The sequence below is a fragment of the Rhodanobacteraceae bacterium genome, from assembly GCA_024234055.1.
In the GTDB taxonomy this organism is placed as follows: domain Bacteria; phylum Pseudomonadota; class Gammaproteobacteria; order Xanthomonadales; family SZUA-5; genus JADKFD01.
In genome coordinates this window covers 358097-375140 of the sequence record JACKOW010000003.1, presented here as the reverse complement: position 1 = coordinate 375140, position 17044 = coordinate 358097, and the positions used below count along the sequence as shown (strand labels likewise).

14 protein-coding genes are annotated in these 17044 nt (G+C 61.8%); 5 read left to right on the top strand and 9 right to left on the bottom strand.

Annotated features, from left to right (window positions below; genetic code table 11):
• The first annotated feature begins 483 nt into the window (after window positions 1-483).
• Complete coding sequence (locus H7A19_08975) at window positions 484-702, top strand: hypothetical protein (GenBank protein ID MCP5474958.1); 219 nt, start codon at window positions 484-486, stop codon at window positions 700-702.
• 177 nt (window positions 703-879) lie between these two features.
• On the opposite strand, the gene H7A19_08970 is transcribed toward H7A19_08975, so the two are convergent.
• A complete protein-coding gene (locus H7A19_08970; protein MCP5474957.1) occupies window positions 880-2940 on the bottom strand; it encodes a cation:proton antiporter in 2061 nt (686 codons plus the stop codon).
• Window positions 2941-3342: 402 nt separating this feature from the next.
• Between H7A19_08970 and H7A19_08965 the strand changes: the two genes are divergently transcribed.
• Window positions 3343-5697 (top strand): response regulator, encoded by a 2355-nt coding sequence (locus H7A19_08965; GenBank protein ID MCP5474956.1) that lies wholly within the window; start codon window positions 3343-3345, stop codon window positions 5695-5697.
• Window positions 5698-5825: 128 nt separating this feature from the next.
• Here the strand turns inward: H7A19_08965 and H7A19_08960 are convergent, their stop codons facing one another.
• Window positions 5826-7190 (bottom strand): amidase, encoded by a 1365-nt coding sequence (locus H7A19_08960; protein MCP5474955.1) that lies wholly within the window; start codon window positions 7188-7190, stop codon window positions 5826-5828.
• A gap of 235 nt (window positions 7191-7425) precedes the next feature.
• Window positions 7426-7587, bottom strand: coding sequence for an XRE family transcriptional regulator (locus tag H7A19_08955; protein ID MCP5474954.1), 162 nt, complete (start codon window positions 7585-7587; stop codon window positions 7426-7428).
• A 51-nt stretch (window positions 7588-7638) separates the two neighbouring features.
• On the opposite strand from H7A19_08955, the gene H7A19_08950 reads away from it, so the two are divergent.
• The 3 genes from H7A19_08950 to H7A19_08940 all read left to right on the top strand — a co-directional run bounded on the left by H7A19_08950 (window position 7639) and on the right by H7A19_08940 (window position 9122).
• The gene (locus tag H7A19_08950) at window positions 7639-7941 is read left to right on the top strand and encodes a type II toxin-antitoxin system HigB family toxin (GenBank protein MCP5474953.1); all 303 of its coding nucleotides are present in this window, start codon (window positions 7639-7641) and stop codon (window positions 7939-7941) included.
• Window positions 7941-8300: a transcriptional regulator gene (locus H7A19_08945; GenBank protein ID MCP5474952.1), complete on the top strand. Its 360-nt coding sequence runs from the start codon at window positions 7941-7943 to the stop codon at window positions 8298-8300. Before H7A19_08950 ends, H7A19_08945 begins: the two co-directional genes overlap by 1 nt.
• A gap of 471 nt (window positions 8301-8771) precedes the next feature.
• Window positions 8772-9122 carry a hypothetical protein gene (locus tag H7A19_08940; protein MCP5474951.1) on the top strand — a complete coding sequence of 117 codons (351 nt, stop codon included), beginning with the start codon at window positions 8772-8774 and terminating at the stop codon, window positions 9120-9122.
• Window positions 9123-9353: 231 nt separating this feature from the next.
• Here H7A19_08940 and H7A19_08935 read toward each other — a convergent pair whose 3' ends face one another.
• The 6 genes from H7A19_08935 to H7A19_08910 form a co-directional block, all read right to left on the bottom strand.
• Window positions 9354-9824 (bottom strand): hypothetical protein, encoded by a 471-nt coding sequence (locus H7A19_08935; protein MCP5474950.1) that lies wholly within the window; start codon window positions 9822-9824, stop codon window positions 9354-9356.
• Between the two features lie 361 nt (window positions 9825-10185).
• Window positions 10186-11331, bottom strand: coding sequence for a hypothetical protein (locus H7A19_08930; protein ID MCP5474949.1), 1146 nt, complete (start codon window positions 11329-11331; stop codon window positions 10186-10188).
• Between the two features lie 269 nt (window positions 11332-11600).
• The gene (locus H7A19_08925) at window positions 11601-13031 is read right to left on the bottom strand and encodes a UvrD-helicase domain-containing protein (GenBank protein ID MCP5474948.1); all 1431 of its coding nucleotides are present in this window, start codon (window positions 13029-13031) and stop codon (window positions 11601-11603) included.
• Complete coding sequence (locus H7A19_08920; GenBank protein ID MCP5474947.1) at window positions 13024-14727, bottom strand: AAA family ATPase; 1704 nt, start codon at window positions 14725-14727, stop codon at window positions 13024-13026. Before H7A19_08920 ends, H7A19_08925 begins: the two co-directional genes overlap by 8 nt.
• Before the next feature lie 40 nt (window positions 14728-14767).
• The gene (locus tag H7A19_08915) at window positions 14768-15253 is read right to left on the bottom strand and encodes a hypothetical protein (protein MCP5474946.1); all 486 of its coding nucleotides are present in this window, start codon (window positions 15251-15253) and stop codon (window positions 14768-14770) included.
• 283 nt (window positions 15254-15536) lie between these two features.
• Entirely contained in the window at window positions 15537-16898 is a 1362-nt protein-coding gene (locus tag H7A19_08910) for a hypothetical protein (protein MCP5474945.1), read from the bottom strand.
• Window positions 16899-17044: the final 146 nt, after the last annotated feature.

The window sequence follows — 17044 nt, the reverse complement described above, 5'->3', positions numbered from 1 at the left end:
CGCAAAGCCCTGCGCGATCTTCCGCAACAGGTGTGAGAAATGCGGGCTAGACGGGTGAATGGGCCCAGCATCTCAACAGCCCGAAGAGTCAGCGTGCCAGGGTCTGATCCTCAGCGAAGACGACCTTGATCATGCTGACGATGCCGGGAAGTTGCCCGGCGGCGGGCTCGAGGCGGCTTCGAGGAGGGACGCGCGCCTGCGCGGCCGCTCTTGTTCTTCTGGCGCCCGCAGCGCGGCGCCCTCTATGGCCGCCACCCGACACTGACCAAGGCCATGAATCGGGATCGGCGGTGGCGCGGTGCGCCAACGGACTCCCCAAGGCGGAGCTCGTATGGTCTAAAAGGCCAAAATTGGGTCGGATTCACCACTGCGTGCGAGGATTGCACAGTGCAAATGGCGTCCCACAGGCTCCGCGAGCGGCACAGATCTTGCGACACACCTGCTGAAGGCGCGTATCGCCCGTGACGGAAATGGAGGAAATCGATGAGCCACGGTCAAGGATCTGCCGGTAATGTGATTGCCGCTCTGGCAAGTTTCTTCGTCCCAGGGCTGGGGCAGCTGTTGCAGGGACGTTTTCTGATCGCCGTCGTGCAGTTCGTCATGGCCGCGGTGCTGTGGATCATCCTGCTCGGCTGGGTCATACACCTGTGGTCGATACTGGATGCCGCACTGTTCGACCCGCCGCGTCGTTATTACGCCTGAAGTCGAGGGCACGAGGGCACGAGGGCGAGAGGGCACGCAAGAGCAGCTTCGTCATCGCGCTGGACGTAGGTCACGTCGGCCGCGAAGCGGGCTACGTGACGGCACGACCGCCCTCGTGCCATCGCGCCCTCATGCCCTCGTGCCCTCGCGCCCTCATGCCCTCGCGCCCTCGTGCCCTCATGCCTTGCCGCCATCCCGCAGCCGTCGGCGGGCGGCGTCGATGGCGTCGTGGGTGCCGGTGAGAATCAGTACATCGCCCAGGATCAGTCGCTGGCTGCCATCGGGCGTCAGCACGGCGTCCTCGCCGCGACGGATCGCCAGCACCGTTGCCGCCGTCACTGCGCGCAGATTGATTTCGGCCAGCGAGCGACCGATCCAGGGATTACCCTCGCTCAGGGCAAAGGGCGCCAGATCACCCAGTCCCGGCAGCACCTGTTCCATCTGGTCCAGCGCTTCGGCCTGCTGGTCGGCGGTGGCGCCCGGCACGGCAACAGCCGCCACCAGCGCCTGAGCGCCGGCGCGTACATGTCCCTGCAATTGCGTGGCACTGCGCCAGAAGGCGTAGCCCGCCACCAGGAACAGCAGCAACAGCGGCAGCGTGCCTTTCAATCCAGGCAGGAAGGGTTGGACCAGCGCCAGGCAGGGCAGGGCCACCAGCACCATCAAGCCCAGTTGCAAGGCCACGACGAAGGCCCGCCGCGGCGCATTGGCGAAATCGACATGACCCTCTGGCGCGGCCGGCAAGGCCGCCAGTGCCAGGGCGCGTCCGAGCGCGCGAATCAGTCGGAACAGGCCGAGCACCATCGGCACCGCGAGAACCAGAAAGCCGGCGGCGACCACCCAGCGGGCGAAGTCGGCGATCGCCGGCACCTTGCGCTGGAGAAAGGCCGCCACCTCGTCTCCACCGACACTGGCGGCGATCAGCACCGCGACCAGCAAGGCCGCATCGAGAACGATCAGGCGGATCAGGCGGCCCACCCGGGTGCCCAGGGTGCCGCGCTTGCGGGCATCACCCAGTTGTTCGATCCAGCTGCCGTAGAGCGACACGAAAGTCTGCAGTGCGCGCGGCAGGCGGGCGTCTATCCACTCGCCAAATTGCCCGGAGTACTTCACCGCGATCGGTGTCATCAACGTGGTCACGCAGGACACGCCCACGGCAATCGGATAGAGCGAGGAATCGACCGCGCCCAGGCTGACTCCGAGCCCGGCGATGATGAAGGAGAACTCGCCGATCTGACCCATGGCCAGTCCGGCCTGGGATGAGAAACGCACGGCGCTGCCGGTGGCAAAGAAGCCCACCGCCACGCCGAGGAACTTGCCGAACACCACCAGCGCCGCGAACAGCGCAATCCAACCGGCCTGGGCCACGATCTGCGCCGGATCGATGGACAGGCCCACCGACACGAAGAACACCGCGGTGAACATGTCGCGCAGCGGTCGAATCTGGGCGGCAATGCGCTTGCCCTCGCCGGATTCGGCCACCAGACAGCCGGCCAGGAAAGCGCCCAGCGCTACCGAATACTCATAGCGCTGCGCCGCCAGCGCGGCGGCAAAACAGACACCAACCGAGGTCACCAGCGTGGTTTCCGGTCGCCGTAGCGACACCACGAAACGAATCAGGCGCGGCACCGTGACCAGCCCCACCAGCATGAGGATGGACAGGAAGATGCCCAGGCGCCCGGCCGCCGTGGCCAATCCGGCAAAATCGAAACTGCGGGTGGTCGCCAGCGTGGTCAGCAGGGCGATCAGCAGGATCGCGACGATATCTTCCATGACCAGCGCGCCGAAGACCTGCTCACGCAGCCGCGGGCTGACTTTCTGCTCTTCGAAGGTGCGGGCAATGATGGTCGTCGACGAGATCGACAGCATGGCCGCCAGAAAGGCGCACTCGATCGGGGTGAATCCAGCCAGCCGCCCGGCCAGATAGCCGAGGAACAGCATCAGCCCCATTTCCACCAGCACCACGGCAAAGCCGCGCGGGCCCACTTCTCCGAGCTTGCGCAGTGACAGCTCCATGCCGATGTAGAACATCAGCAGGATCACGCCCAGTTCCGACAGCGTGACGATCACCCCGGGATCGGCCACCAGCAGCGGCGGCGCATGCGGCCCGATCATCACGCCGGCCAGCAGATAACCGAATACGACAGGCAGGCGCACGCGCTGGCACAGCACCGTGGTGGCCGCGGCCACACACAGCACTACCGCAAGACTTTCCAGGAAGTGGGAATCTCCATGCATGCCCCATAGTAGCTTGCGGGTGTAGATCTTGCCCGCGTGGAACCGCAGAGCGAGTTTGCAAGCGCGACTTTGCCTTGTGTACGGAGCTGTGGTGTACGGCCGCAGACCTGGCTGTCTTCAACGGCTGCAGGATGCGAATTCAAAGCGGGTGGACAAAAGATGACAGCCATGAAGTCATTGCACAGCTCGTTTTGTGAGACCACGTTTCGACGTGGCCAGAATATCCTATCGTATTGAATCAAAAGAGATTACGCAGCGCGGGTAGGGGCGCTTCCGGTACCTCGGCGAGTATTGAACCAAGTCCGGTTGATGCCGGGCTGGCTGCTCTTTGCGCTTGCCGCCGCTGTCCCGCATCCGCAACATTCAACAGCCCGCCGCAGTTCATCCGAATTTTCCCAGACCATGCTGGATACCCGCGCCGCACCAACGATCATCCCCTTGCCTCGTGAGATCATTTCCGTCATGTCGCGCTGGCAGGCGGTGCGCAAGGGGTCGTGGTCCAAGGCTGCGGTTGCAGAAGTACACTCTGGCCTGCTCAGCGGCGTGCATCTTGCCGGCAACAGCGGGCGCGAACCCCTGGCTCGCGCGCTGAGCGATCTGGCCCAATATCTGGGCTTCCTGGTCGAGTCTGATCTGGCTGCACCCAATCCCACGCAGTGGCATCGATTGGCACAGTTGGAAGAGGCCACGCTGGGCCTGTTGCGCGCCGAGCGAGCCGGTACCACCAAGGTCGATCCCCGCAAGCGGATCATGGTGCTGGCACCGAAAACGCCAATGACGGCAGCATTGTTGACGCGTCTGGACACCAAGGAGTATCGCGCCGAACAATTTCTGACCGCGCAGCAGTTGCTGGCTCGAATCGATCCCATTGGACTCGCGGCGGTGTTGGTTGACCAGGAATTCCTCGGTGATCTGGGAGCCATCGCTGAGAAACTGGAACGCGCCCGCAGCGCCGAATCGCTCGGCGCCACCATCATCTTCATCAATCGCGGGCGCGATCTGGCAGCCCGGTCGATGGCTCTGGCGATGGGCGCCGACACGTCACTGGAAGGTGAGGATCTCGAGCAACTCAGCGCGCGGGTGTTCGAACTGGTTGATGTGCGCGATCGTCAGGAGCATCTGCGCATTCTGGTGGTGGAAGACGACCGCTCGCAGGCCATGTACTGTGAAGCGATTCTGCGCAAGCAAGGCATCGATGTGCGAGTGGCCAGTGACTCGCGCAAGGCGCTGGAGGAGGTGATCAGCTTTGCGCCGGATCTGATGCTGGTCGACCTGCACATGCCAGAGATCGATGGCATGCAACTGACCACCCTGATCCGTGACAATCCAGATCTGGCGATGTTGCCGATCGTCTTTCTGACGGGAGAACAGGACGAGGGCCGCCGCTACGAAGCCCTGCGCGCAGGCGGCGATGACTATCTGTTGAAGCCGGTGCGTCCCCGCCACCTGGTGACCGCCGTGGTGACGCGGGCCAGGCGTGCTCGTGCCTTGCGCCAGCAGTTCAGCAAGCGCAGTGTCAAGCGTGAGTCGCGTCTGATCCACACCGGTGAGTTGATCAGCATGCTGCAGCACCTGGGAGAGGATCGTCCCTGCAATCTGGCCCTGTTCCTGGCAGCGCCGGACAGCGGTCGCCTGTGCTCGCCCAATACCCATATCGCGGCCGAACGCGAACTGCAGTTTCGCATCGGCACCAAGTTGCAGGCGGATCTGGCGGACGAAGAGCGGATGGCGGAATGGCAGGGCTCGGCCTTCTTGTTTCTGGTTGAACGTGCGCCCGAAGCCAGTCTGATGGAGCGCGCTGAACTGATCAGGCAGACCATCGCCAAGGAAATCGGGCAGCCCGGGGGCGGGGCGGTCAGTGTGAGCGTATTGCCGCTGCCGCCGGAATCCTTGCCGCCGCCCGAGATTCTGGTCGATCTTGCTGACCGTACCCTGGCTGTAGCCCGACACGCAGGAGGAAAGCGTGTCAAGCTGGCTCTCGCCGAAGCGCAGAGCGACCTGCCCCCAGATCTTTCGCTGGCCATCCAGAAATCGCTGGCTCTGGAGCCCTCTTCTGCCAATTGCAGTGTGTTGTTCCAGCCGATTGTGCCACTGCACGGCACGGCAAGGCCGCAATATCATTTGCACCTGGGGCTGCGGGTGGACATGGGCGGAGAGCGCATCATCACGCGTCGCCAATGGATGTCGTTGGCGCGGCAAAGTCGCCGCAGTCTGGGCCTTGACCTGCATGCCGTCGGCTGCGCGCTTGACCAGGCCAGAATGATGCGTCAACGCATCAAGGGCTTACGCATCGTGGTGGCAGTGAGCGCCGAGAGTCTGCTCGACCGCGACTTCATGTCAGCCCTCGCCAACGAACTGCATGCCCGTGTCCTGGGCGACTCGGGTCTGGTGCTCAGCATCGACCACAACGAGGCTCTGATGCTGGGGAAGCGCGCACAGACTGCGCGGCAGGCCTTGCGTGAGCTTCGGGTGGGTTTCTGTCTGGGTCGGGTTGCCGCTGACGGCAAGGGCAGCGAGATACTTGAAGATCTGGCGCCGGAACTGATTGCCGTGGACGCCGTATCGCTGCGGGCCGCCGGCCAGGTACCTCCCATCCTTGGACTGGCCCGCGATTGCGGCGCCGAAGTCGTAGCCCATTTCATCCCCGACGCCCAGACCCTGGCCAAACTGTTCGCGCTCGGCGTGGACTTTGGCATGGGCAGCTTCATCGGCACCCCCAGCGAGAAGCTGGAATACGATTTCGGAGATTTCGGCTGAAGCCGGAGCAGGGCATCGACACAGGTTGGCGCTGAGCGCAGCGATGCCCAACAACAAGCTTGCTTGGCCCCGACGATGTTGGGTTGCGCTGCGCCTGGCCCAAGCCACGCATCGGCGACGACCCAATCTCAGCGGCGGTCTTGCGTCAGCACTTCCTCAACGGCCAGGCCTATCGCCAGAATCCTGCGATCAGTGCCCTGCGTACCGGCGATCATCAATCCCACCGGCGCGGTTCCGGGTGCGTGGCAGGGCAGGGAGAGCGCGCAACCGTCGAACAGGTTGACGATCGAAGGATTGCGCAGCATGCGTGAGTTGAGGCGGAAGTAATTCGCATCGTCTGCGCTGGTTTCGGCGATGGTGGGCGCCGTGTCCGCGGTAGTGGGCATCAGCATCGCATCGTATCCGCTGGTCGCCGCGCCGATGAGGCGAATGAAACGTTGCCGCTGCTGCAGCATCTCGATGTAGTCCGCCGCCGTGATCGACTCGCCCGGACGGATGCGCGCCAGGACGCGCGGGTCGTACTGCTCCGCCCCATCGCGAATCCAGTTCCGGTGCCACCAGTAGGACTCGGCAGCGCTGATTCCACCCCGCGGATTCACCGTGGCGACCTGTGCAAGCTCGGTCATCGGTACTTCGATCACGCTGGCGCCGGCTGCCGACAATCGCGCCAATGCGGCGGCGAAGGCGTTTGCCACCGACTCGGACAGCTCGTCCATCACCACCGTCTGTGGAACCGCCAGGCGCAGGCCACGCACGTCGGCAGGCGTGGGAATGCCGGTATCCTCGGCCGCCAGCACCTGATCGAGCAGCGCGCAGTCGGCCACGGTATGCGCAATCGGCCCGACCGAATCGGCCGAGATCGACAGCGGCAGCACGCCCTCACGCGGCACCCGTCGCGCCGTCGGTTTGAAACCGACCAGCCCGTTCAGCGCCGCCGGAATGCGCACCGATCCGCCGGTGTCGGTGCCGATCGCCGCCGCAGCCATGCCATCGCTCACCGAGATCGCCGCGCCCGAGGAAGAGCCGCCGGGGATTCGCGCCAGCGCCCGATCGAACACATTCCTGGGCGTTCCGTAGTGCGGATTGATGCCCACGCCCGAGTAGGCAAACTCGGTCAGATTGGTACGCCCGATGATCACGGCCCCAGACCGACGCAGGCGCTCCACCACCGTCGAATCACGCTCCGCCGCCGGCGCGCCTATGCGCACCCGCGAACCGCCAAGCGTGGTCACGCCGGCCTCGTCGAACAGATCCTTGATCGAAATCGGAATCCCGGCCAGCGGCGGCAAAGCAGCGCCCGCACGCCGCATCGCGTCCACCCGGTCTGCAGTCGCCAGGGCCGAGTCGCGATGAACCCGAATGAAAGTACGCCCGCCTTCGCCCGCCGGGTCATCGATGGCAGCCAGCGCCTGCTCCACCAGCTCCCGACTGCTGAGCCCGCCCCCGGCCAGACGCTGCGAGAGTTCAAGAAGCGTCAAGCCGGCGAAGTTCATGCAGATCCGTCAGGTGGCAGAGCAATGTGCGAAGCATAGCCAATACCCACAAGCTGTTCCGGCCCGCCACCGCCCAGTGCCATCAACCCGCCCCTGTGGGAGCGGCTTCAGCCGCGACGCTTGGCAACCGGCACCCGCCAGGAGCTTGCTCGAACTCGACAACCTTGCGCTGCGCCTGGCCCAAGCAACGCACTTTCGTTTGATACGACAATCAATGCCCTCGTCAGTGCCAGGCTCAGCTCAGCACCAAGCGTGCCGGATGCCCGAGTTTGGCCGCGAATGCCACCAAGGTGTCGAGGCTGAATTTGTCAGTCTTGTGTCGCACCAAATCCGATACGCGAGCCTGGCTCACGCCAAGGATGTTGGCCGCTGCAACAACAAGCTTGTTCGGGACCATGGCGGGCTGATCACTTTGAGGTTATGCTTCTCCCAAAATGGGAGGATCGATGTGCATGTCATTGCGCGGGGCACATTGCGCCTCTTCTGGGAAAGCAGTCCTGTCTATGCCGATGCCCAAGCACCGCTGGTCGAGTGGTATCGGCATATGGAAAAGGCCAATTACCGAACGCCGCAGGAACTGAAGGCCGAATTGCGCTCTGCCAGCATTCTCAAGGGTGGACGTGTGGTGTTCAACATCGGCGGAAACAAGTACCGCGTGGTGCTGGCCGTCGACTACCAGCGGCAGTTGGCCAAGGTGCGTTTCGTCGGCACCCATGCGCAATACGACGACATCGACGCGGAGACCATCTGATGGACATCAAACCCATTCGAAGCGATGCAGCCTACCAACAGGCAATGGCCCGTATCGATGCCTTGTGGGGCGCTCCGGCTGGAAGTGCCGAAGGCGACGAGCTTGAGATCCTGGCGGTACTGGTCGAACGCTACGAGGCCGAGCATGAGCCGATGCCGCCCTCCGATCCCATTGAGGCGATCAAGTTCCGCATGGAGCAACAGGGTCTGACGGCACGCGATCTGGAACCCTATATCGGCACCAGCGGCCGAGTTTCCGAAGTGCTCAATCGCAAGCGTCGCCTCAGCTTGGCCATGGTCAAACGATTGCACGCAGGTTTGCACATCCCGTACGAGAGTCTGCTGGCCGATACCAGCTGAGCCGGCAGCCCCTGGCAGCCTGTCGGACTCGAAAGGGATCGGCTGCAAATCCGCCTGTGCGCTCCATATTTCACCGCTTTCTTGGCCAATAGAGCAGCTATTGCCCTGCGAAATCGTCAAGATCTGGCCTCGCACAGTCGAATTTTTCGCTTCGATCTTTCAAGTCCGACAGGCTGCCAGCCCGAATTTCTCACTCCTGCGCGGGCAGGTTGGCGCTGAGCAAAGCGAAGCCCAACAATGAGGTCGCCCGGCCCCGAAGATGTTGGGATGCGCCGCGCCTGGCCCAACCCATCCGCGCTGCGACATTTGCAGCCCGTCGATCTCCTTGCATATCGAACCCGCCCGTGTCGGCACTGCCGCACCGAGTACACCGGCCGAACTGCATTCCCGCGGCCGACGCCCATTCACCGCGGCGCCAGCCAGGCCAGGCGAGTTCATCTCGATCAAGACCGTGCCAACCAGGAGGCTGTGATGAAACAGGTGCAGATGGTGGCGGCCGTGACCGCCTTGATGTTGCTCTTCGGCCGCGAAGCCACGGCAGCCGATCGCTGGGCCGTGATCCAGATCACCAAACCCAATGCGGCCAAGGTGATCGACGGCTACAAGCAGATCAACCTCACCGCATCAGACAATTCGGTGATCGCCCGCTTCGGCAAGAAGGTGAAGTGGTACCAGTTGCAATACACCAACCCCGAGGGCGGCAACGATTGCCCCGATCCCGGACGTTCCTACTACGTCTCCGCCGATCGCAAATCCATCGAACTCGGCGTACACCCCTTCCAGTTCTGCACCTGGGAAGTGCATATCGAGTGGAAGGATTGAGGCCACAGGCTGCCAGGCCATCCGCGCCCGCGTTGGCGCGGATGATGGCCGCAGCACAGCGCACAACCGCAGAACCCGCCCGGGCAAACCAGCATGTCGATGGCCACAACAACGCAATCTCGCACACAAGCGCCGGCCATGGGTTGGCGCTGAGCGAAGCGAAGCCCAACATTGAAGCAGCACGGCCCCGAAGACCTTGGGCTGCGCTGTGCCTATCCGAAGCAACGCGGACTACCCCTGGCTTACGATCCTAACTTTGCCCGTGCGGTCATCGACGTACACGAACAGTTCGGAATCTGGCGAACTCGATCTCGATCTTGCATTGACAAACCAGCGCGGTGCATCGGTGCCGACGCATTCGGGTGATGCGTACGGTTCACCATATTGCCCCAGGTCCCAAGAGACCGCCGCCGCGTATCGCTTGACCACCTCGATTGCCTGATCGGCAGTCAAGCGTAGACGTGCTGCGGGACACTGCGGGTCGGGGCGGGTGATGATCTCGCCATCAAGATCATTCAGGAGATAGAGCACCGAATCGCCCAAGGCATAGGTCGGGCCATGCGCGCTGATCAGCCAGAGGTTTCGACCCTCGCGGCAGTCCACATGTACGCTCGTTCGCTTTTTTTGCAGGTAGCGCTCGAAGTCCGGCAATTCCTGGCGCATCGCCACCTGTGCCAGTTCCAGGGCTCGCTCCTCGCTCATGACTGGCTCGGAGCACATCACGCTGTCAGAGCTCGCGGCAGCGCTTGCCACCATCCCCATCCACAACGCCACGACCCACAGCCACTGTGCTCTGGGCAGAGCGTACGCCGCCGGCGCCGCGACTAAAGTGAGCACCACTCTCCCTCCTCAAGCGCAAGCGGGTATTCGCCAGTCACGTGGAACCCGCCCACGACTTCGCGCCCTCCATAGGATATGTCAGCGTAGGCGGATTCCACCGTCGGAGACGCCACAAACCTCCAATTTGCGCAAACAACCGCGGCAAGCGGTGGAATCCGCACGATGAAGCATGTGCGGGTTCATCCTACCGAAGAACCCGCCCTACGCAGGCTTGCTTGTTGCTTCAGGTCTTGCCAGGGCGTGTCGAGCTCAGAGGAAGCACCAACGCTTCTTCCCACGAACCCGCTCGCACAACCGATTGAAGGAAAACGCCCGCATTCGCGTCCTTCTGCCGGATACGCCGAACGTTCTCGTGCGTTCGTTTGTCCACGAACAGGGCATCCATGTAGGGCGCATGACTGAGTAGGTGAAGATCCCCCAAATCACTCGCCCGAGTTGTGGTTGCCAACTGTCGGTGCGCGTTGTAAGCGCGGTGTATGAGCCATGTGGGAAATTGCTCGGGGCGTACGCGGCAAAGTTCTTCCGCGGACACCCCAAGATGATAGGCCGCTATTTCGACCTGCTTCCTAAACTGCGCCAAGTCAACTGCCTCGCTGACGTATCGCATCCCGGCTACGTCCTGCGCGCTCACGCCCGCCCGCGCAAGCAATCCTTCCCAATGGTTACCGTGCGCTGCAATGGCGTCTGCATCAATCGTGAGTTCGCGAACGAATTCAGCTGCAGAAGAGGCAGCTTCACTCTCTGATGCGCGCGGGTCGCGACGACTTACAACTTCCGCGGTCAAGCGCTTCTCCAGTGAAGCCAAGTTCGCTTTGGCTTGGTGCGGCGAAACCAGGCGGACGTTGGGCATCAGTCGTTCTTTTGAACGGTCGAGTACGACGGATTGGGAGAGCGCGGAAACAGCTCGCCTGCGGGCGGCGTCCGCGGTGAGGTGGGTCCGAAGGACGTCGAGTTGAGGAAGTACCCAATCGCTAACCTGCGCCCCGGTCGCGGTCGCCAGCGCATTTGGCCAGACTAAGTCGGCAACGGATGTCGCGTTGGCGTCGGGCGACTTCAAAGCTGCCATCAATTCCAGGGCTACCAAGTCCACGATGGAGCCGGGGCCGTCGACAGTGATAGCGGACACCACACGCAGCGGCCCCAGCTCGCAGAGCGCTTCGAATCGGACTTTCACCTTCTCGGTGTTTTCGTGCTGGGCCAATTCAAGGATGTGGTGAAACGTAAGAGCCAGCATTCCGCCCTGTGCGGCGAACGCCGACAGGCGGACCAGCGCCTGGGGCCGTGTCTGCGTTGAGCCTAAGGCTGCCAGCAACTGGCCCCAATGCGCAGAGTCCAGACATGCAACGGTTTCAGGCGCAAGATCGTCCATCTCGAAAGCATGCCAGTTCGAAGGTTGACTTGCAGTCAGTTAGGACGGGAGTTCTGGACACCCAGATTGCTTCCGCGAACCCTTGTCGGCGCGGTCGTTCACTTGGGTGTCCTGAATCCCGCAGACGTTTCAAACATGCGTAAAGAACTCGGTGGATCGAAGACGATGGGCATTGCTCGTGGGCGTCGGGGTTGTGCAGGTGGTGCCGGAGTTTCCAAGGAAAAGTGAAATGAGCCTTTGCAAAGCGAGACGCACGCCTTGAGACACCTTCACCGTGGAATGGCATTGTCTAGCGTGATCAGAGTGATCGATTTTGCGCCACGCGTCAGCGCTACGTACAGATGCCTAGGGGACATAGATTCCGCTTCAAGGATGATAGCGTGGTCGTACTCTAGTCCCTTGACCAACAAGGTCGTGCCGATGAGCTTGTTGTGACGAATAGGCCTGCCCGTGTATCGGAACTCGCGTTGGTACAGGTTGGCTGCTTCGGTGAGAGTAATACCAGAGCGCTCCTCCCATGTGCGCAGTACGCCCATCATTCTATTTAGCAGATCACGGCGATAGGTCGTGACTTCAGGGCGGTCTCGGATAAGGCTGAGCAATGCGGTCAGATCGCCGCTAGCGCCTGTTGCCAAGTAGCGATTAGCCGCGTCAAGAATGTCAGGACACCTGGTGGCCTTTGTCGGCTTCCCCCACTGGCCCCTCTTGGTTGCCGTCGTGAGGACACCGCCTACCGCGTTGCAGCAGGCCTTGCAAAAATCGACCACGTATCGAAGTCTCTCACTCGGTGACTTGGCCGTATCGATTTTCTTGATGAATCGATGTAGGTCCTTTCCCTCTACCTCTTCCAGACTGGAGAACTTGCCCGCCAGGCTTTGCGCCAGCTTATGTGTCTTGTTCTTCGACCTCTGGTCGCCGGCATGGATGGCAATCACGGAATCCCGGCTGTCAAGGTATTCGTAGAACACGTTCAATCGCTTTCGATCTTTGAAGTCGCTTAGATCAACCGAGAGTTTCCGAACGCCATTTGGAAGCAGCCCGCCAAGCGGAATCTTCTTGTCCTCCGCCAGAAGTGCCCGCGCCTGGCTCAGCCATTGCCCGAGTTCGTCCGCTCCCGTCAGCTTCCATCGCCAGGGCGTCCTCAGTTCACCCATCCATTTGTAGTAGGGATAAATGGCCGTCTCCCAATCGACCGGCGTCTCACCGAAGTCGAAGATCGCCTGCATAGGGTCGCCCAACAGACGGCAAGGAAGAAAGCTCGCCAGGGCCTCGACGAGTTCATGTTGTTGTTGGGAGCAATCCTGATATTCATCGACGTAGACTCCACCGTACGAGCACTCGATCATGTGCCGCACGAATGGCTTATCCAAAAGGAGGGAGCAAGCCGCATAGAGTTTCCCCCAGTCCTTCCCGGCTGGATGGTCCTTCATCCACTTCGATGTCTTCGGGAAGTAAAGGCACGTTCGCAGCGCCCAACTCGCAATGGTATCAATCTGGTATTGCGCCGGCGAAATCCGCAGCAGCTGCATCTTCTTCCTGATCGCATTCACCCCAGCATAGGTATGCGTTAGAACCAGTTGGCGACGGGTGGCCAATTGCACTGCTTTCGCGATCAGATAGGTCTTGCCGTAGCCGGCAGGGGCGATGACATAGCCCTTGCCGTTGGAATCCGCTAAGACCTTGGACAGGTCATCATCCATTGTCTACCCATGCGCGCAACTGGCTCAGCTTGGTCGCTAATTCCTTCTGCTGGAATGTGGCGTCCTCGAACGCGGTGAAGATGGCTTGCGCCCATCGGTCGCCGTGCGTGATGTTCTTGAACCAATTTGACGATTTCGCGGCATCGCCAATGGCCTTGCGCAGATCATCGGATTCCTGCCACTTGCCGATGTCCTTATCGAGCTGGACGTGGTGCTTCGACCGGACCTGGTCTTGGACCGGGAATCCAAATTCCTGCGCAAGCTTGGCGCTCGCCAGTACCTGTGCCCAAGGCAGGTCGACCATTGCCTTTTGCTCGATCGAAAGCCTGTCCGCCCACATGACCACGGCGACACCTTTCCCATTCAAGTCCACTGCATCTTGATCGGAGAACTGGTTCTGCGCGTCACCATCGGCGAGCACCATGACATCGTAGTGCAGGGCCTTGAATCCTGTTGCAAGTCCTTTGACCTTGCTCGCGCCATGCGCGTCTAGCGCGACCACGCCTAAGTATGAAAACGGCAGCCGTCCTTTCGCGGACCACAGATTGTCGATGCCACGCAGGAATCCAACCTCAGTTGCGCCTTCACAGACGACCACCTTTCGGGACAGGAATGCTTCCGCGCTGGACCGGATATGGCCCTGGATATTCAGCCCTTCCAGTTCCTTGCCTGCGGCGGGAACCACGCGGATAAAGTCTTCTTGCTTGTGCATCACGTATAGGTGTTCCACCGTCAACTCGCGCAGCACGGCCGGAGAGTGTGTTGTCAGGAAGTACTGCCCATTCTGGTCATCACGAATGTGCTTTATCAGGCGTGCTATTCGGTGCGGCTCCAGCCCGTATTCGACTTCGTCGAACAAGGTGATGTGCTGTTCTGCGAGGCTTTCCTGTTGGATGCCACACAGCAGCATGCGCCTTGACCCAAGTCCCAGTTGCCTCAGGGGAATGTCTCCATCGTGCAGACTCAGGCCGCCGATCCGGATGCTGATCGCATTGAGATCGAGGTGCGCTTTGTATCCATGTCCTACAGGAACTCCAAGACCCTTGGCGACCTGCTCCGATTTGGTCGCTGCGGCATCGAACTTCTTTAAGACCAGTGCCCTCTGGCTGTCTAGCGAGCTTCTTGCCGCACGCGTCGCCTCGACGAGTGATTCGTTCAGGCTGTCCGATTCGGTGATCCTCGCTAGCGCCGTACCCGTGGCCCAGGTGAGCTGCTTCTCGCTATACGTGCCAATCAAGCCGACACCAACCTTGGCGCGATCGGTCGCCTTAAAGTCGACCCCGTCGGGATTGCGGTCGGTAACCACCTTCCATTTGGGTTCAAGGTCCCTGGATACGGAGAGCCGGATGCTGAGAACCGGTTCGTCGTCGTCCTCCGGCTCGTCGTTCAGCTTGCTGTGGCTCTTGCTCCAACCGCGCAGGTGCCCGCCGTACTTCTGTTCCGCGCAGAACTCGGGAAGCAAATCTCCGATAACAACCTCGATCTGGATCGAATTGTCGCTTCTGCATTGGTGGAGGTCGGAATCATTGAACGCATGATTCCATTGTGGACTGAACACGCAGCGAATAGCTTCAAGAACCGTCGTCTTCATGGAATCGCCCTTGCCAATGAGGCAAAAGGTCCTCTCGTCTGGGAGGTCCCATTCAAGCTGATTGATACCCCTGAAGTTAAGGATCTTCAGCTTTCTGATCTTCATCGTATCCCCTGTGTGCAATTCGCTGTTGGACCATCAGCCCTCATTGGCTGTGGTGAGCGCAGTGAACCACAACATTCGCGTTTCGTGGCGCCTTCGCGTTGGAGTTCGCTGCGCTCACCGCCAACCTATGGAACTGGCGGCGAATGCACGCATGCAGGATGCGGCTTGGTCGATCGATCAGGCGGCGGCGTCCGCTGGCAAAATGTTCTTGTCGAGTGCGGTTCTGGCTGGGAAGTCCCGGGTGCGCGAGTTCCAACTGGCTGGCATATGATTTCATCGACTTCAGCGGAAATGCGGGCTGTTGGACGAGTGAGGTGAGAATGGCCAAGGTGTGTGGGCCGGACGGCGAGGGGATGACGCTCAGTTCCAGCGGAGGGCCGGAATGAGCGGGCATGCCGATGATTCTCGTATCGAGTGCGCTGCGCATGGCAGTTCGCCGGGGGCTTTCGTCTGCCAGCATCTCACGGTCGGCAGCGGGCTCGGATTCAATCAGCCCGCGTAGGATGCGTTGAGGCACGAAACGCATCTGTCGTGTCCATCGCCCTCTATCCCGACCGATGCGGTTCGCTGCGCTCACCGACATCCTGCCCAGGCTACGGATACCCACACGTAAAGCGGAATTCATGTGCCGAGAATCCGATAGGCAGCTTTGGTGCGAACGACCCATTCCGGCTCGGGGACGACGGCCCCCAACCACGATGCCGCAGTGCCTTCGCGTTGCTCTCTATCCGCCAGCAAAGACCGGTTGCGCCCGAGGAGGAGTCCATAGATGACTTACGCGGGTTGCTTGCTGACGCCCGCGCCACCGCCTACCACTGCAGGGGTGCTCGATCTGGCAGAAAACACCAGCGCTTGGTTTCTCTGGGGGGCTGCCATCCTGGCGCGTTTGGGTCGGTCATCGACAGGTCCAGAAAATGCAGGAAGCCGGAGTAGCTGCCCAACACCAACGTGCGGCTCGCTGGGCAGTAGTCGATCCCGCTGGCGCTCGATCCGAACATCAATTCACCCTGCACGGCACCCTCCGGCGTCACCAAGGTCAGGACCGATGCGCCGGCCAATGCGAAGGCCGGCTGGCCCGTCGGCAGGGCGCCCCTCGGCAGCCAGGTGGCGGCGTAAACGCGCAGATAGCTGTTGATCTCGCGAGCGCGCGGGTCGGGTTGGTAGGCTTCGGTGGTCGCGCCCTGCAGGGCTGAAACGTCGGCTGCGATGGTTGCGCCGTGGTAGAAGTGGCAGGAGTTCAGCGCCACCCACCTGGCGTCGTGGGAGAAGCAGGCATGGTGCGGATACTCGGAAAGATGCCCAACCTGCGCCCATCTCGACGCCCGGCCGTCATCATCCAGCGCCAGCAGATGGTGGCCGTCGCACTGCGTGCCGCAGGCGAGGAAGCGACCATCGCCTGACAGGGCCACATGCACCATGTCGGCGGAGAATCCGGCGCTGTCCTCGTCGAGACTCTCCATGATGAAATCGTCCGGCTCATCGTCGAAGGGCATCGCCAGCCGCCAGGACGGCCCGCCTTCCCGCACCGTGCCGACCAGGACTCCGTTGCCGTTGGCCACTGCCACCCGCAAGCCGGAGTTCGACACGCACAAGGTTTTGAGATTTTTCTCTGGCGGCTCCACGTCGTAGCGCGAGCGCAACGCTGATGGCACCCACGCGGGAACCATCTGTTCAGACGATGGCCACGGCAAACGTGCCACCTCAGCTCCACCCCAACCCAAGAAAATGCGGACCCCGCCAGTGTCCGCAACCGCCAAACGACTGCGGTCCGGTGAGATGGCTGCAGCGATCAGTGTGGGCAAGGGCGTGAGCTTCTCGCCGCAGACGTGCCACAAATGGCCGGCCTGATAGCAGCTGCCGCGGCGAAACAGCGCCTCGTCCGGGCCCAACGCGATCACGAAGGGCAGGCCCTCCTTGCCGAGATGGGGAATGAATGGTGCGTGCGCTGGATCGAAGCGCCCACGCGCCTCGCGCCAGCGCCCTTGCTGATTCATCACGGTCACGGCATGCAGCACTTGATTGGCCATGGCCGCATCACGCGGATCCGCGGGGAGCTCTGGGTCCTCGACCTCGCCCCGATGAAAACGCGCCAGACGGGCCTGCACCTCTGCGGCATGCTGCCGTCCCAACGCATTCCATTGCTCCGCGAGCGCATCCGCGGTGTCGGTCATCTGAGACTCCTTGAATGCTCGTCAGCTTGGCGCGCGCAGCATGCGTTGGGGCACGAAGCGCACCTATCGGGTCGATTGCCCTCAATCTCGATCGATGCGTTTCGCTTTGCTTGCCGGCATCCTACGACAGGCGGCTCGCTGGTTTG

Bases quoted from the DNA above. Each gene is read 5' to 3' on its own strand.
- H7A19_08935 (MCP5474950.1), bottom strand. From the start codon at position 9,824: ATGAGCGAGGAGCGAGCCCTGGAACTGGCACAGGTGGCGATGCGCCAG.
- H7A19_08940 (MCP5474951.1), top strand. From the start codon at position 8,772: ATGAAACAGGTGCAGATGGTGGCGGCCGTGACCGCCTTGATGTTGCTC.
- H7A19_08925 (MCP5474948.1), bottom strand. From the start codon at position 13,031: ATGGATGATGACCTGTCCAAGGTCTTAGCGGATTCCAACGGCAAGGGC.
- H7A19_08910 (MCP5474945.1), bottom strand. From the start codon at position 16,898: ATGACCGACACCGCGGATGCGCTCGCGGAGCAATGGAATGCGTTGGGA.
- H7A19_08970 (MCP5474957.1), bottom strand. From the start codon at position 2,940: ATGCATGGAGATTCCCACTTCCTGGAAAGTCTTGCGGTAGTGCTGTGT.
- H7A19_08965 (MCP5474956.1), top strand. From the start codon at position 3,343: ATGCTGGATACCCGCGCCGCACCAACGATCATCCCCTTGCCTCGTGAG.
- H7A19_08915 (MCP5474946.1), bottom strand. From the start codon at position 15,253: ATGCGTTTCGTGCCTCAACGCATCCTACGCGGGCTGATTGAATCCGAG.
- H7A19_08930 (MCP5474949.1), bottom strand. From the start codon at position 11,331: ATGGACGATCTTGCGCCTGAAACCGTTGCATGTCTGGACTCTGCGCAT.
- H7A19_08955 (MCP5474954.1), bottom strand. From the start codon at position 7,587: ATGGTCCCGAACAAGCTTGTTGTTGCAGCGGCCAACATCCTTGGCGTG.
- H7A19_08945 (MCP5474952.1), top strand. From the start codon at position 7,941: ATGGACATCAAACCCATTCGAAGCGATGCAGCCTACCAACAGGCAATG.
- H7A19_08920 (MCP5474947.1), bottom strand. From the start codon at position 14,727: ATGAAGATCAGAAAGCTGAAGATCCTTAACTTCAGGGGTATCAATCAG.
- H7A19_08975 (MCP5474958.1), top strand. From the start codon at position 484: ATGAGCCACGGTCAAGGATCTGCCGGTAATGTGATTGCCGCTCTGGCA.
- H7A19_08960 (MCP5474955.1), bottom strand. From the start codon at position 7,190: ATGAACTTCGCCGGCTTGACGCTTCTTGAACTCTCGCAGCGTCTGGCC.